The sequence below is a fragment of the Nonomuraea sp. ATR24 genome, from assembly GCF_041950485.1.
In the GTDB taxonomy this organism is placed as follows: domain Bacteria; phylum Actinomycetota; class Actinomycetes; order Streptosporangiales; family Streptosporangiaceae; genus Nonomuraea; species Nonomuraea ceibae.
This window is the reverse complement of the sequence record NZ_JBGNUU010000006.1, coordinates 259000-274183: the sequence shown is the minus strand read 5'-3', so window position 1 is coordinate 274183 and position 15184 is coordinate 259000. Positions and strand designations below refer to the sequence as shown.

The window sequence follows — 15184 nt, the reverse complement described above, 5'->3', positions numbered from 1 at the left end:
CTGTATGACAAACGAGGGAGACGGGGGATCCGATGCGGGTTCTGATCATCGGAGTCGGAACGCGCGGGGACGTGGGGCCGTACGCGGGGCTGGGGGTGCGGTTACGCGAGGCCGGGCACCACGTGACGATCGCCGCGCACGAGCCGTACACGGAGCTGGTGACGGACGCGGGCCTGGGGTACCTCCCGCTTCCCGGGGACCCGCTCCGCGCGCTGACCGGCCGCTTCTCCATCAGCGCCGTCAAGGAGTACGGCGAGCAGCTCGTGGAGGGCCTGGCCGGGCTTGCCGGGCAGGAGGCCGACCTGCTCCTGCTCGGCCTGGCGGGCACGCCGGGGTATCACCTCGCCGAGGCGATGGGAGTGCCCAGCATGGGGGTGTACCTGCAGCCGGTCGACCCGACCGGGGACTTCCCGCCGGTCACGAGCCCGTTCCGGCGGTCACTGGGCCGGTGGGCGAACCGCAGGGCGGCCCGGCTCGCGTTCGAGTCGCCCGCCGCCGGGCCGGTGCTCGCCGGGTTGAGCACGAGGACGCGAGCCCGGCTGGGGCTGCCCCCGATGACCCCGCGGGCCGTCTACCGGCAGCGGGAGAGCAGGCGCTGGCCGGTCTTCCACGGGGTCAGCCCGCTGGTGCTGCCGCGTCCGGCCGACTGGCGGCCGGGGCTGGAGGTCACCGGCTACTGGTGGCCGCCCCGGCCGCGCGGCTGGCGGCCGGATCGGGTGCTGCTCGACTTCCTGGCGTCGGGGCCCGCGCCGGTCTTCGTCGGCTTCGGCAGCCTGGCCGGCACGCGGGCCGAGCAGTACACGGAGCTGGCCGTGCGCGCGCTGCGGCGGGCCGGGCTGCGCGGCGTGCTGCAGACCGGCCTGCGGGGGCTCCTCTCCGACGAGGTGCTGGCGGTCGGTGACGTGCCGCACGACTGGCTGTTCCCCCGGGTGGTCGCCGTCGCACACCACTGCGGCAGCGGCACCACCGGCAGCGGGGTGCGGGCGGGGGTGCCCGCCGTGGCCGTGCCGGTCATGAACGACCAGCCGTTCTGGGCGTCCAGGCTGGTGGCACTCGGCGTGGCCCCGGCCGCGATCCCGTTTCGCCGCCTGACGCCCGCGCGGCTGGCCGCCGCGCTCACGACAGCGGTCACCGGCCCGGCCTACCGGCACCGGGCCCAGGCCCTCGCGGCCCGGGTCTCGGCGGAGGACGGCGCGGCGCCCGTGGTCGAGGCGGTGAACCGCTTCTCGGCGGTATGACCTTCGTCTCACCAGGCAACCGCACCCTGCTGGACAGGAGCCACGACGGCGACGTGGGCGCGCGCTGGAACCTGATCCGTTACGACGGCACGGGGAAGCATCTGCTGCTCGCGGGGAACGCAGAGCCGCTGAGCAGAGTCGACGACGGGCGGATCACCCCCTTGATCCGCCCCGCGTCCCCCGGCGCCCTGGGATTCCTCCCGGAGATCCACGCGGCCTGGTAACCCTCGAACCGGCCGGTGAGCTGGTCAGGGGCGGGTGTACGCGCCGAGGTCGTCGCCGTGCCGGGCGACGCCCGGGGAGAGGGCGGGACGGCCCGGCGCCAGCAGGTTGGCGGCCATGGGAGCGGCGGCCTTCTCGCCCCGCGCGTACGCCTGGACCAGTTTGGCGACCTGGGACGGCTTGACCGTCTCCCCGAACGGCGGCTCGTACGGGTCCACCAGGCACTCCACGAGCGCCGGCCCGTCGTGGGCGAGAGCCTGCGCGAGCACGTCACGTACCCGGCCGCCTTCCGCGACGTGGAACCCCTTCAGCCCGCAGCCCTCGGCGATCTTGACGAAGTCGACGGGTGACAGGTCGCAGGCGTACTGCGGATTGCCCAGGTACGCGTTCTGCTCCCAGACTTCCAGGCCGAGCGTGTCGTTGCGCAGGACGATCACCTTGACCGGAAGCCGGTGCTGCGTGAGCGTGGCCAGTTCCCCCAGGCACATCGTCAGGCCGCCGTCGCCGACGACCGCGATCACGGGCCGGTCCGGGTAGGCGATCTGGGCGCCGACCGCGTACGGCAGAGCCGAGCCCATCGAGCACAACGTGCCGGAGAACGAGAACTGCATGCCACGGCGCAGCATCACCCGCGACCCCCAGGAGCTGACCGTCCCCGCATCCCCGGTGAGGATCGTCCCGTCCGGGATGAGCTCGCTGAGCGCGCAGGTCACCGCCTGCGGCTTCATCGGCACCGCGGGGTCGGCGGCGCGCCGCTGCTGGAGCCGCCACCACTCGTCGTAGAGCTCGCGGGCCCGTTCGGCGAACGAGCGGTCCTGGCGCACCCGCAGCATGGGCAGGAGCCGGGCCAGCGTGGCCCCGGCGTCGCCGCACAGCCCGACCTCGACCGGGTAACGCATGCCGATCCGGTCCCCGGCCACGTCGATCTGCACCGCCCGCGCCTGGCCGGGCTCGGGCCAGAAGTCGTAGAACGGCGTGCTGCTGCCCACGATGAGGAAGCCGTCGCAGTTCTCCATCGCCCATTGGGAGGCGCGGGTGCCGATGAAACCGATGCCGCCGGTGCACAACGGGCTGTCGTCGGGAACGGCGTCCTTGCCGAGCCCCGCCTTGGCGATCGGCGCGCCCAGCGTCTCGGCGACCTGCTCCACCAGCTCCCCGGCGCCGAACCGGGCGCCCGCCCCGGCCAGGACGGCGACGCGGGCGCAGGAGTTGAGCAGCTCCGCCGCGCGCATGATGTCGTCCTCGGCCGGCACCTGGACATGACGCTGACCGGCGGTGGAGGTGTGGCCGGGAACGTTCTTCTCCGACACCGTGTCCTGCTCCTCGGTCCAGGACTGGATGTCGATGGGGATCGTCAGGTGCGCGGGCGCGCGGCGCTGGAGCGCGGCCCGCACCGCGCGGTCGGTCACCGCGACCGCGTGCGCCGGCCCCATCACCCGCTCGCTGAACACGCAGGCCGGCTCCAGCACCTTGTCGTTGTCGACGTCCTGGAGGAAATGCGTGCCGACCAGGTCGTGGTAGGTCATGCCGGTGATCGCCAGCACCGGCGCGCCGTCGATCTTCGCGTCGTACAGGCCGTTCATCAGATGCAGCGCGCCCGGCCCCGAGGTGGCCACGCAGGCGGCCGGGCGGCCGGTGAACTTGGCGTACCCGACCGCCGCCATCGCGGCGTACTCCTCATGCCGTACGTGGACGAACCGCATCTGCGGGTGGGTGCGCAGAGCCTCGAAGAACCCGTTGACGGCATCGCCGCAGATCCCGAAACAAGTGTCGACGCCCCATTCCAGGAGCCGTTCCACGATGAGGTCCGAGGTCGTCCTGGGCATCACACTGCTCCTTGCGGCGGGAACGGCATCAAGCCGTCCATACCCGTGCCGGCGCGACGGTGGTGCGCCTTGTGCGAACGCTGCCTGGGCGCATGCCGAACAATAAGCCTGCTCGCACCGGCCGCGCCGCCCAGCCCACCTTTCGCGCCATATTGGTCCTAATGCGAGGGATCTGCCCACGATGCGGCGGTTGCCTGTTAGATTCGAGAGTCATGATCGAAGAGAGGCGTGTCAACGGCCCCGCCACGGGTCACTGAGGCGCGGCGGTACGGCGAGGTCAGGGCCGATCATGCGCCGTGCGAGCAGCTCCGCGTGCCGGTCGACGCGCCGATCGAGGATAGGAGCAATGTGCTGAGAAGAACTCCCCTGCTCGCCACCGCCCTCATGATGATGACGACGCTGTTAACCGTCCCGATGGCGGGGACGGCCGGCGCGGCGGTGACCGGGCAGGACGTCACGGATGCCGTCGGCAAGCGCGGCATCACCTGGGGGCCGTGCGAGGAGGAACCCACGGTCGAGTGCGGCACCCTGACCGTGCCCGTCGACTGGTCGAAGCCCTCTGGGCCCACGGTCAAGCTGGCCCTGGCCCGCCGCAAGGCCACCGACCCGTCCGCGCGGATCGGTTCCCTGCTGAGCAACCCGGGCGGCCCCGGCAACTCCGGCGTGAACGGCATCCTGCGGCCGTCCGGCTTCAGCGAGGACATCCAGCGGCGCTTCGACATCGTCAGCTTCGACCCTCGCGGCGTCGCCCGCAGCGGCTCGGTGACGTGCTCGGCCTCGGTGTACAACAAGATGCCGTACCCGGTCATGACCAGCCAGGCCGACTACCTCAAGTGGTTCCTGTTCGACGCGCGGCTGCGCTCCGACTGCCGCAAGCTCACCGGCCCCGTGTACGACCACCTCGACTCGGTCAACGTGGCCCGGGACATGGACGCCATCCGCGCCGCGCTCGGCGACGACAAGCTGACCTCGTACGGCGTCTCCTACGGGACGCTGGCCCAGCAGATGTACGCCGAGCTGTTCCCTCACCGCGTCCGCGCCATGGTGCTGGACAGCAACATGGACCACAGCCTGGACGCCAAGGCGTTCCAGGTCAGCGAGGCGGCCGCCGTTCAGGACAGCTTCGACGAGTTCGCCGCCTGGTGCGAGCGCGACAGCGAGTGCGTCCTGCACGGTCGCGACGTCCGGGCGCTGTGGAAGAACCTGCTCGAAAAGGCCGACCGGGGCGAGCTGCTGTGGCCGGGCGACGGCCGTCCGGTGAAGGGCCACAACCTGCTGTGGCTCGGCGTGATCCTCAACGAGGGGCCCGCCTGGCGGCTGGAGGCCGAGGTGCTGCGCGCGCTGGACGGCGGTCCGGTGCCGGACGACATGCCCGGCCCTCCCGGCAACTGGCCCGTGAACGGCAAGCACGCCGAGCTGCCCACCGCGATCCTGTGCTCGGACTGGAACCTGACGCTGCGGGGCTACCGCGAGTACGCCGACGTGATGCGCGCCTCCAACGCTGTGGCGCCGGACATGCGGTACAACCCGATGCCGATGGGCGACATGCCGATCTGCCAGGGTCACCCGGTCAACAACCCGCAGCACCCGCTGCGGTACCGGGGCAGCGCCCCGCTGCTGGTGACCACCACCGTGCACGACCCTTCCACGCCGTACGAGTGGTCGGCCAACGTGGCCCGGCAACTCGGCCCCAAGGCCACCCTCCTCACGTACGAGGGCTGGGGCCACGGGGTCTACGGCAGGTCCGAGTGCACGACGGTGGCCATGGACACCTATCTGATCTCGCGGACCGTCCCCGCCCAGGGCACCCGCTGCCCGGCGGAGAAGCCGCAAGGCTAGGCGGCACAACGGTGTGAAGGTGCCGGGCCGCCGTCGGCCCGGCACGGCACCCGGTGTCCGACATCGCGCATCGCGTGCGGACCGCCGCCCGCTCCTGCGCGGCGTTTAGGGTGGTTCCGATGCGACCGGAGTCGCGAAGGACCACCAGCGTGACGGGAGTTACAGTGCAGCGCGTCAGCCGACGGACCAGCGCCATCGCCGGAGCGGGCGTTCTCGCCCTGCTCCTGGCCGGTTGCGGGGGCCCCGCCACCAGCGAGGGCACCAGCGGGACCACCAGCGGCGGCAAGCCGGAGACGGACAAGGCCGCCTCCGCCGGGACGCCGCTGGCGCTCGACACCACACCGCGGCGGGCCGGCCTCACCGACCGGGACGACAAGGCGCACAAGCTGACGCTCCACCCGGCCACGCTCAAGCGCGGCTCGGTCGACGACCTCAAGGGCGTGCGGCTCGACGACGACGTGCAGGGGATGGTGCCGCACTATCTCACCGTGTCGATCACCAACTCCGGGTCCGGCACCGTCAAGAGCGCCCAGGCGGTCAGGAACTTCCGCCTGGCGCTCGCCGACGGCACCGCCGGCCGGCCTGTCTCGTTCTTCGCCGGCAACCCCCTGGCCTCCCCCGGCGCCGGCCCGCTGGAGACGTGCAACCGCACGAAGGCCCCCAGCACCTTGACCGCCGGCCAGGCGGCGACCGAGTGCCGGGTCGTCATGCTCCCCCAGGACGCCAAGCCCGCCGCCGTCTCCTACGCCGACGAGTCCGGCACCCGGATCTGGAAGGTCGAGGGCGGCGACCTGGGCGGCGGCGTGCTGCCCGCCGGCAAGCCGGCCGAGGTGACGTGGAAGGACACGCGGGGCAGGGACGTGCCGCTGACCGTCACGCCGAAGAGCGTGCGCAGAGCCGGCGCCGACGCGCTCGCCGGTTACCGCCTGAACGCCAGGCAGAAGGCCGCCACGGCGTACTTCGTCACGCTGGAGTACCGCAACAACGGCACGTCCAAGCTGTACCCGGGCATGGACAAGGCGGTCGTCCTGCGCACCGAGAGCGGCGGCACCGTGCCCAGGCTCACGCTCATCGCGATCGGCAGCAACGGCCCCAAGGGGTGCGAATCCTCCGTGCCCTACGGCATGGTGAAGCCCGGCAAGAGCGTCCGGCAGTGCGGCGTCTACCTCGTGAACCGGGGTGACAAGCCGGTGACCGTCACGTTCTCCCCCACCGCCGAGGGAGCCGAGCCCGTGACCTGGAAGGTCTCCTGACGCCTGGAGCCGGGCGTTCGTCATCAGGACGTGGCAGGCCCCAGCGCGGCGCGTACGGCCGCCGTGGTCCGCTCGACGGCTTCGCGGTCGGCGGGTGACAGGGGCACGGCGGCCCTGACCTCGGCGGCGCGGTCGAGCAGCCGGGCGGCGGCGCGGTGATCCCCCAGGTGCGCGAGCGTCCCGGCCCGGCCCTCCAGGGCCCGGGCGAGCGTGCGCGGGTCGCCGCCGGCCCGCGCGGCGCGGCACGCCTGGTCGTGCAGCGTGAGGGCGTCCTCGGCGTGCCCGCGAGCGTGAGTGGTGAGGGCGAGCTCCGTCATGGCCGCCGCCGCGATGCCCGGCTCGTGGCCGTGCCGCCGGTGTCGTTCGAGCACCGCGCGCAGGTGCTCATCGGCGGCTTCGAGGCGGCCGGCCAGGCGGGCGACCCGGCCCAGCCCGATCAGGGCGTACGTCTCGGCCAGCCTGACCGACTCGCGGGCCGCCAGCCGCCTGGCCCGTTCGTAGAGCCGGCCGGCCTGTTCGTGCTCGCCCGTGGACAGGTGGACGTCGGCCAGCCCGCACAGCTTGAACGGGATCTCCGCGGCCAGGCCGAGCCGCTCGGCGATGCCGAGGCTGCGCTCGTACAGGCCGGCGGCCCGCCGGTAGTGCCCGGTGGCCTCGGCCGCCGCGGCCAGGCTCTCGACGGCCAGCATCTGCCCCCAGGGGTCGCCGAGCCGGTCGAAGGCCGCCAGGCTGAGCCGCGCGTCACCCTCGGCGGCCGCGCTCCGTCCACGGGCCAGGTGGTGCCAGGCCAGCGTGTTGCGGGCCGCGGCGACGCCCCACTCGTCGCCGCGGGCCTCGAACGCGGCCAGCGCCCGCCGGGTCAGCCGCTCGCTCCCGGGCAGGTCACCGCTCCCGAACAGGCTGGAGCCGAGCACCCACAGCGCCATCGGCTCGTCGGTGGGCGGCGGGTCACCGCTCATCGTCGCGGCGTCGTGGCCGGTCATCACCGACAGGGCGGCGTGCCAGGCCCTGCCGGTCCCGGTGGAGGCGAGCGGCAGTGCGTGGGTGAAGGCGCGGTGCGCCTCTTCCAGCCGGCCCCGGAGCATCCAGTACCAGGCGAGCGCGGTGGCCAGCCGCAGTGCCGCCGCGCCGTCGCCGCTCTGGACCGCGTCGTCGAGCACGCCCCGCAGGTTGACGGTTTCGGCGTCCAGCAGCGCCAGCCATCGCTCCTGGTCCGGGCCGCGTACGTGCGCGTCGGCGCGTTCGGCGAGCTCGGTGTAGTAGGCGGCGTGACGGCTGCGGGCGGCGGCCAGGTCGCCGGACTCGGTGAGCCGTTCGACGCAGTAGGCGGCGACCGAGTCCGCCAGCCGGTAGCGGTGGCCGGCCACGACCAGCAGTGACCGGTCCACCAGCCTGGCCAGCACGTCCATCACCTCCTCACCGGCGATGCCGCCGGTCGCGCACACCGCCTCGGCCGCGTCGAGGGTGCAGCCGCCGGGATGCAGGGCGAGCCGGCACAGCGCGACCCGTTCGGGTTCGGTCAGCAGCTCCCAGCTCCAGTCGATCACCGCGCGGAGGGTCCGCTGCCGCGCGGGCGCGTCGCGCCGTCCCTGGGTCAGCAGCCGGAAGCGGCTGTCGAGCCGCCGGGCGACCTCCGCCACGCCGAGCGACCGGACGCGGGCGGCGGCCAGCTCCAGCGCCAGCGGAAGGCCGTCCAGCCGGCGGCAGATCGCGGCGGCGGCCGGGGCGGTGGTCTCGTCCAGGACGAACCCGCCGGCGGCCGCGGCACGGGCGGTGAACAGCCGCACCGCGTCGGCGCCGGCGATGCCGGCGAGGGGTGCGTCCTGTTCCGGCACGGCCAGCGGGGCCACCACGTGCAGCCGCTCGCCGGAGAGGCCCAGCGGCTCCCGGCCGGTGGCCAGGACGCGCAGCCCGGGCGCGCCGGCCAGCAGCCGCCCGGCGATCTCGGCGACCGGTTCGACCACATGCTCGCAGTTGTCGAGCACCAGCAGCGTCCGGCGCTCGCGCACGGCCGTGACGATCCGGTCCGTGGGCGGTACGGGCTGCCCACGCGAACCGGGACCCGTGGCCCTGGTGAGCCCGAGCGTGGCGGCGATCAGGGTGGCCACGTCGGCGGGCGCAGGCGGCGCGCCGGTGTGCGCGGGATGGTCCAGCGCCGCGAGCTCGACCAGGTGGACCCCGCCGGGGAAGGCCGCGGCCAGCCGGTCGGCGACGGCGACCGCCAGCCGCGTCTTGCCCACGCCGCCCGGCCCGGTGAGGGTCACCAGCCGGCCGGCGTGCACGAGCTCCGCTACCCGCGCGATCTCCTCGTCCCTGCCGATCAGCTCGGTGAGCGGAACCGGCAGGTCCGTGCGGGGGCGGGCCGGCTCCAGCGCGGCGTCCTGCCGGAGGATCGCCTGGTGGACGGCGGCCACGGCGGGTGACGGGTCGACGCCGAGCTCGTCGGCGAGCCGTACGCGCAGGTCGTGGTAGTCGGCCAGGGCCTCCCCCTGCCGCCCGGCCTGGTAGAGCGCGCGCATGTGGCAGGCGCGCAGCCGCTCGCGCAGCGGGTGCCGCCGAACCTGCTCGGCCAGCTCGTCCAGGACTTCCGCGGGCCGGCCCAGCTCCAGTTCGGCCTCGGCGCGCTCCTCGATCGCGGCCAGCCGCTGCTCGGCGAGCTGGGCGATCGCGCCCTGCAGGCACGGCTCGGCGGAGAAGCCGGCGTACGGCTCGCCCCGCCACAGCTCCAGCGCGTCCGCCAGCAGCGCCGCCCTGGCCTGCGGGTCCGCGCCCGCTCGCGCCCGCGCGGCCAGGGCCGCGAACGCGCGGGCGTCGACCGCGCCGGCGGCGGCCCGCAGCGCGTAGCCGCCGGCGCGCCACTCCACAAGGTTCCGGCCGCCCGGCTCGGCGCTCTCGAGCGCCCGCCGCAACTGCGCCACCTTCGTACGCAGCACGGCGGCGGGATCCTTGGGCTGTGCGGAGCCCCACAGGTGCTCGGCGAGCGCGTCCACCGGCACCGGCCGGCCGTCGTGGCTCAGCAGGATCGCCAGCAGCAGCCGCACCTTCGACTCCGGCACCTTGACCGGCACGTCGTCGTCGGTCCGCACCTCCAGCGGGCCGAGCACCCGAAACCGCATACCGACACGCTAGCCGCCACGGCCGGAACCCGTTCAGAACCGGATCACAACCGGCCTCGTACACCGTGGCGGCATGCTGACACACGCACAACCCTCCGCGCGGGCCGGCACGCGCGCCTGGATCGGGCTGGCCGTGCTCGCGCTGCCGACGATCCTGCTCGCGCTCGACATGACCGTCCTCTACATGGCCCTCCCCCAGCTCGGCGCGGACCTGGGCGCCACCGGCACCGAGCTGCTGTGGATCACCGACATCTACGGCTTCATGATCGCCGGTGTGCTGATCACGATGGGCACGCTGGGCGACCGGGTCGGCCGGCGGCGGCTGCTGCTCATCGGCGCGACCGCGTTCCTCGGCGCCTCCGTGCTCGCCGCCCTGTCGACCAGCCCGGAAATGCTGATCGTGGCCCGCGCGCTGCTCGGTCTCGCCGGCGCGACCCTCACCCCCTCCACGCTGTCGCTCATCACGAACATGTTCCCCGATCCCCGGCAACGGTCCATGGCCATCGCGATCTGGCTGATGTCGTTCTCCCTCGGCGGTGCGATCGGGCCCGCGGTCGGCGGCGCGCTGCTGGAGCGGTTCTGGTGGGGGTCGGTCTTCCTGCTGGGCGTCCCGGTGATGCTGTTGCTGCTGGTCTGCGGGCCCTGGCTGCTGCCGGAGTACCGCGATCCCTCGGCCGGGCGGCTGGACCTGATCAGCGCCGCGCTGTCCCTGGCCGCGATCCTGCCGGTCGTCCACGGCGTCAAGCAGATCGCCAAGGACGGGCCGCAGGTCGTACCCCTGCTGTTCGTGGCGGCGGGCGCGGCCGTCGCCGTGGTGTTCGTCCGCCGCCAGAGGTCGCTCGCCAGCCCGCTGCTGGATCTGCGGCTCTTCGCCGACCGCCGCTTCACCGGCGCGCTGACGAGCATGCTGCTGGGCATGGTGACGCTGTACGCGTTCACGTTCTACTTCACGCAGTACCTGCAGCTCGTCGAGGGCCTGTCACCGTTCACGGCGGGGCTGTGGTTCATCCCGCTGGCCGCCGCCACCATCCTGGGGTCGATGGCCGCGCCACTGATCGCGCGCCGGCATCCGCCCGCCCGCGTGATCGCGGCCGGGCTCGTGATCGCCGCGGCCGGCTACGGCTCGCTCGCCTTCCTCGGCGTGCAGTCCGGCCTGGCGCTGCTCATCACCGGCGGAGTCGTCGTCGCGATCGGCATCAACCCGCTGCTCGTGCTCAGCACGGATCTGATCGTCGGCTCGGTGCCCCCGCAGCGGGCCGGGTCGGCCTCCGCGATGCAGGAGACCTGCGGCGAGCTCGGCGCCTCGCTGGGCATCGCCGTCTTCGGCACCCTCGGCGCCGCCGTCTACAGCGCGCGGATCGCGCTGCCGGAGGGCCTGCCGCACGCGGCGGCGACGGCGGCTCGCGACAGCTTCGCCACCGCCGCCGCCCTCGCCCAGGACCTGCCGGGCCCGCTCGGCACGAACCTGATCGTCTCCGCCCGGGAGGCGTTCGTGGCGGGCATGACCGTGGTGACCGTCATCAGCGCCGCCGTCCTGCTGGGCATCGCCGGGCTCGTGCTGGTCACCCTCCGCCGGGTACGCCCCCACAGCGCCGAAGGCGACTAGAAGCCTCCGATGCGGGTGCGCGCCGCCGGGACCGCGCTGCCGATCGTCGTGGCGAGCGTGGCTCCGAGGACGCTCACGCCGGCCAGGGTCAGCCAGATCGCCGCCGCCCCGGCGGACAGCAGTCCGGCGAGCGCGGCCGGGGCGAGCGCTCCCGCGACAGTCACGGCGAGCTGGTGGAGGGCCAGGTAGCGGCCGCGGAGAGCGTCCGGGGCGCTCTCCGCGGCGACGGTCGACGTGACGGGGCCGCCGAGGAGCTCACCGAAGGTGTAACCGGCCGCGCCGAGCAGCACGAGGCCGACGGCGAGGGCGAGCGCGTCCACGTGGCCGGCGGCGAGGAACAGGAGGTAGCCGGCCGCGAAGCAGGCGTGTCCGGCGACGAGGACGCGGCTGCGGATCCGCCCGCGCAGCCACCCGAGGACGAGTCCTTGCCCGAAGCCGACCATCAGCGTGTTGAGCGTGAAGACCGTGCCTGCGGTCCAGCCGGGCAGGTCCAGCACGTCCACGGCGTAGACCGGTATCGCGATGTTGAGGGCGAACAGGGAGATCGCGAAGCACAGCTGATGCGCGACCAGCAACAGGTACCGCCGGTCCCGGATCACGTGCCCCCAGCCTCCGGCGGCGTCCTGACGCGCCTCGGGACGGACGTCCGGCACGGCGCGCATCAGGACGTAGGCGAGGACGTAGGAGGAGGCGTTGACGATCACGATCCCGGCGTAGACGCCTGGAGTGCCGACGCCGACCGCGACGGCGGACAGCAGGCCGCCGAGCGCGTAGCCGAGGTTGCGCACCGACCCGAGGAGACCGAACCAGCGCTCCCGCCGGCCGGGCTCGGCCAGCGCCGTGATGGTGACGCCGTAGCAGCTGAAGGACACCGCCCGCCCGGCACTGTTCAGCCAGGCGCAGACGGCGATCTGCCAGGGCTGGTCCACGGCCAGATATCCGGCGAAGCCGAGCGCCTGGGCCAGGTTCGCCGCCTGCAGGACCGGCTTGGCGCCGTAGCGGTCGACCAGTCCTCCGGCCAGCGGGCCCGCCGGGAGCGCCAGCAGCCCCGCCGTCGTCAGCGCCGCGCCCGCCTGCACCAGCGTCAGCGGCGTCGTGGCCAGGAAGTACAGCATCGAGACGGGGACGAAGACACCGGTGCCGATCGAGTCGATGGTGATCGCTGCGAGGAAGCGGCGGTGCCGGGCTGCCGGTGGACGGGCCGTGTGATCGGGATGGGACACAACCCGGGACGGTATAGATTCTATACCGGTATCTACAACGCTACCGGGAGCTGCGCATGGGCAAGGCCTACAACATCATGGCCGCGACCTGCCCCAGTCGCACCGTTCTGCACCGGATCGGGGCGCGCTGGACGGTGTTCATCGTCAACGCGCTGGACGACAGGCCGATGCGCTTCACCGAGCTCAAGGCGCACATCCGGGGCATCACCCCGAAGGCGCTCACCGAGACGCTTCGCGCGATGGAGTACGACGGCCTGATCTCCCGCACGGAGATCCCCGCGAATCCCCCGCATGTCGAGTACGCCCTCACCGACCTCGGCCGGTCCCTGCTGATTCCCCTGCGCGCCATCCGGGAATGGGCCGAGACCCACGTCCCCGACATCGAACGCGCCCGCGCCCAAGCCGCGGCCCCGCCCGCCCCGACGCACCGGTAGCGGTCAGGCGCCTGCGGCGGTGTCCAGGAATTCCCGTACGGTGGCGGCGAAGGCGGCCGGGGCGTCGTCGTGGACCCAGTGGCCGCAGCCGGCGAGCTCGCGCAGCACGGTGCCCGGACGGCGCTCGGCCATCTGCCGGGCCATCGCGGTGGGCAGGACGAAGCTGTCCAGGCCGTGGATCAGCAGGGCCGGGCAGGCGGAGCCGAGCCAGCCGGGCCACCAGTCGCCGACCAGGGCCTCCTGCGAGGCCATCATGTCGTCGCAGTCGAACAGCAGCCCCCACCCGTCGGGGTGTTCGACGGCGCTCTCCAGGAAGTAGCTCGCGTCCGGGATGCCCTGGGCCTCGATGGCGCGGCGCAGGGCGTCCAGGGTGGGGGCGCGGCGGGGCCAGCCGGTCACGTCGAGGACGGGGTGCGGGATCTCGGGCCGCCGGTTGAGCGCGCCCGCCTCCTCCACGATCAGGGCCCGTACGAGGCCGGGGTGGCGGGCGGCGAGCCGGAAGGCGGTGACGCCGCCCATCGAGTGGCCGAGCACGACGACCGGCCCCAGGCCGAGCCCGTGCAGGAAGGCGGCGGCGTCGGCCACGTAGGCGTCCTGGCTGAAGTCGCCGTCGCCGCGATCGCTGTGGCCGTGACCGCGCTGCTCCAGGGCGATCACGCGGTAGCGGGGGGCCAGGGCGGCGGCCAGCGGCGCGAAGTTGCGGCCCCGGCCGAAGTGCCCGTGCAGGGCGAGCACCACCGGCGCCCCGCCCTCGGACCCATCACCACGGGCGCCGCCGGTCGCGGGGTGGGAGTCGAACCAGGCCAGGCGGAGGCCGCGGACGGTGGTGAAGTGCTCGGTCATCCTGTTCATGAGCCGTGGTGTCCTTTCGTGGCTGGAGGATCGCGCAGGAGGAGGGCGGTCAGGGCGCCGACGGCCGTGGCGAGGATCGCGGTGACGGTGGCGGCCTGGGCGAAGGCGTCGGTGAACGCGCCGGTCGCCGCGGTGGCCAGCCGGGCGCCGTCCGTCCCGCCCAGGTGGCGGGCCGCGTCGAGGGCGCCGGAGATCGACGCGGCCTGATGCGCGGGCAGCCGCGCGGTCAAGTGGGCGGCGGCCAGGCCACCGAGCACGGCCACGCCCAGGCTTCCGCCCACCTTGAACGCCGTCTCGTTCACGGCCGCGGCCGACCCGGCACGGCGCTCGGGGGCCGAGCCCAGCATGGCGGTGGCGCAGGCGTTCACCGTGACGGCGTTGCCGGCGGCAAGCACGGCCAGGCCCGCGATCACGGCGGCGTACTGGCCGGATCGGATCCCGGCCGCCATCAGCGCCGCGCCGCCCGCCAGCACCAGCAGTCCGGCCGCCGCCGTGGACCGTACGCCACGCCGTGCGACCACCCTGGCCACCAGCGGCGCCACCCCGAGCTGCGCCACCGCGACCGGCAGCAGGAGCAGCGCCGCCTGGGACGGGGAGTGCCCGCGTACGTCCTGCAGGTACTGGGTGATCAGGAACAGCACGCCCATCAGCGCGAAGAACCCGGTTGCGGCGGCGAGCGCGGCCGGCCAGAACGAGCGGGCGCGCACCATGCCCAGGTCGAGCAGCGGATGCCGCGCCCGCCGCTGACGCACGGCGAACGCGGACAGCAGCGCCACCGCCCCGGCCGCCTCCGCCAGGGTGGCCGGGCCGAGCCACCCCCGGTACGGGGCCTCGATCACCGCGTGCACCGTGGCCACGAACGCCCCCGACACCAGCAGCGCGCCGATCACGTCCAGCCGGCCGGTGGCGCCCCGGCGCGGCCGGGCGTCGGCCGGGACCATGTACGCGATGGCGAGGGCGGCGACCGCCAGGACGGCCACGTTGGCCACGAACAGCGAACGCCAGCCGAAGCCCTCCACGAGCAGCCCGCCCGTCAGCGGCCCCAGCACCACGCCGAGGCTGGCGACGACGCCCCAGGCGGCCAGCGCCCTGGGCAGCTCCGCGCGGGGGAAGACGGCGCGGACGATCGCCAGCGTGGCCGGGGTGATCATCGCGTTGCCCACGCCCTGGAGCGCCCGGGTGGCGATGAGCTGCTCCGGCGTCCGGGATAGGGCGGCCAGGACCGAGGCCAGCGCGAACACGGCCACTCCCGCCAGCAGCACCCGCCGCCTGCCGACTCGGTCGGCCACGGCGCCCATCGCGACCAGCAGCGACGCCAGGGCCAGGACGGCGGCTTCGGTGATCCACTGCAGTTGTGAGGTGGTGGCGCGCAGGTCCACCGCGATGGACGGCAGCGCGATGGTCACCGCCATCACGCTGACGCTCATGACGAGGAGCGCCGCGCACAGCGCCACCAGGATCCCCCGCCGCCGAGGATGCCCGCAATCCTCTGGCGGACGGCAGGGTCCCGGCGCGGGTGGGGGCATGGGGCACCTCCGAGAGGGCGTTCGACGGCGAGGAGCCGTTAGCATAACG

At 73.9% G+C, this 15184-nt stretch carries 11 protein-coding genes; 6 read left to right on the top strand and 5 right to left on the bottom strand.

From position 1 onward, the window contains the following. Positions 1-32: 32 nt before the first annotated feature. Both ACBI99_RS18455 and ACBI99_RS18450 read left to right on the top strand, forming a co-directional pair. Positions 33-1238, top strand: coding sequence for a glycosyltransferase (locus ACBI99_RS18455; RefSeq protein ID WP_375072841.1), 1206 nt, complete (start codon positions 33-35; stop codon positions 1236-1238). After that, entirely contained in the window at positions 1235-1462 is a 228-nt protein-coding gene (locus ACBI99_RS18450; protein ID WP_375072840.1) for a hypothetical protein, read from the top strand. Before ACBI99_RS18455 ends, ACBI99_RS18450 begins: the two co-directional genes overlap by 4 nt. Positions 1463-1486: 24 nt before the next feature. Here the strand turns inward: ACBI99_RS18450 and ACBI99_RS18445 are convergent, their stop codons facing one another. Then, positions 1487-3286 (bottom strand): thiamine pyrophosphate-dependent enzyme, encoded by a 1800-nt coding sequence (locus ACBI99_RS18445; protein WP_375072839.1) that lies wholly within the window; start codon positions 3284-3286, stop codon positions 1487-1489. 348 nt (positions 3287-3634) lie between these two features. On the opposite strand from ACBI99_RS18445, the gene ACBI99_RS18440 reads away from it, so the two are divergent. Together ACBI99_RS18440 and ACBI99_RS18435 are read left to right on the top strand one after the other, a co-directional pair. After that, on the top strand, positions 3635-5125 hold the full coding sequence (locus tag ACBI99_RS18440) for an alpha/beta fold hydrolase (RefSeq protein ID WP_375072838.1): 1491 nt from the start codon (positions 3635-3637) through the stop codon (positions 5123-5125). 149 nt (positions 5126-5274) lie between these two features. After that, entirely contained in the window at positions 5275-6378 is a 1104-nt protein-coding gene (locus ACBI99_RS18435) for a hypothetical protein (protein ID WP_375072837.1), read from the top strand. A 23-nt stretch (positions 6379-6401) separates the two neighbouring features. Here ACBI99_RS18435 and ACBI99_RS18430 read toward each other — a convergent pair whose 3' ends face one another. Beyond that, positions 6402-9494, bottom strand: coding sequence for a BTAD domain-containing putative transcriptional regulator (locus ACBI99_RS18430; RefSeq protein WP_375072836.1), 3093 nt, complete (start codon positions 9492-9494; stop codon positions 6402-6404). Positions 9495-9567: 73 nt separating this feature from the next. On the opposite strand from ACBI99_RS18430, the gene ACBI99_RS18425 reads away from it, so the two are divergent. Then, entirely contained in the window at positions 9568-11100 is a 1533-nt protein-coding gene (locus ACBI99_RS18425) for an MFS transporter (protein ID WP_375072835.1), read from the top strand. Here ACBI99_RS18425 and ACBI99_RS18420 read toward each other — a convergent pair. Then, complete coding sequence (locus tag ACBI99_RS18420; RefSeq protein ID WP_375072834.1) at positions 11097-12323, bottom strand: MFS transporter; 1227 nt, start codon at positions 12321-12323, stop codon at positions 11097-11099. The genes ACBI99_RS18425 and ACBI99_RS18420 overlap by 4 nt on opposite strands. Positions 12324-12379: 56 nt before the next feature. On the opposite strand from ACBI99_RS18420, the gene ACBI99_RS18415 reads away from it, so the two are divergent. Beyond that, complete coding sequence (locus ACBI99_RS18415; RefSeq protein ID WP_357592298.1) at positions 12380-12757, top strand: helix-turn-helix domain-containing protein; 378 nt, start codon at positions 12380-12382, stop codon at positions 12755-12757. Positions 12758-12760: 3 nt separating this feature from the next. Here the strand turns inward: ACBI99_RS18415 and ACBI99_RS18410 are convergent, their stop codons facing one another. Beyond that, positions 12761-13609: an alpha/beta fold hydrolase gene (locus ACBI99_RS18410; protein ID WP_375072833.1), complete on the bottom strand. Its 849-nt coding sequence runs from the start codon at positions 13607-13609 to the stop codon at positions 12761-12763. Next, on the bottom strand, positions 13606-15135 hold the full coding sequence (locus ACBI99_RS18405; protein WP_375072832.1) for an MFS transporter: 1530 nt from the start codon (positions 15133-15135) through the stop codon (positions 13606-13608). The genes ACBI99_RS18410 and ACBI99_RS18405 overlap by 4 nt, the downstream gene beginning before the upstream one ends. Positions 15136-15184 lie beyond the last annotated feature (49 nt).

Bases quoted from the DNA above. Each gene is read 5' to 3' on its own strand.
- ACBI99_RS18455 (WP_375072841.1), top strand. From the start codon at position 33: ATGCGGGTTCTGATCATCGGAGTCGGAACGCGCGGGGACGTGGGGCCG.
- ACBI99_RS18450 (WP_375072840.1), top strand. From the start codon at position 1,235: ATGACCTTCGTCTCACCAGGCAACCGCACCCTGCTGGACAGGAGCCAC.
- ACBI99_RS18445 (WP_375072839.1), bottom strand. From the start codon at position 3,286: ATGCCCAGGACGACCTCGGACCTCATCGTGGAACGGCTCCTGGAATGG.
- ACBI99_RS18430 (WP_375072836.1), bottom strand. From the start codon at position 9,494: ATGCGGTTTCGGGTGCTCGGCCCGCTGGAGGTGCGGACCGACGACGAC.
- ACBI99_RS18425 (WP_375072835.1), top strand. From the start codon at position 9,568: ATGCTGACACACGCACAACCCTCCGCGCGGGCCGGCACGCGCGCCTGG.
- ACBI99_RS18415 (WP_357592298.1), top strand. From the start codon at position 12,380: ATGGGCAAGGCCTACAACATCATGGCCGCGACCTGCCCCAGTCGCACC.
- ACBI99_RS18410 (WP_375072833.1), bottom strand. From the start codon at position 13,609: ATGAACAGGATGACCGAGCACTTCACCACCGTCCGCGGCCTCCGCCTG.
- ACBI99_RS18405 (WP_375072832.1), bottom strand. From the start codon at position 15,135: ATGCCCCCACCCGCGCCGGGACCCTGCCGTCCGCCAGAGGATTGCGGG.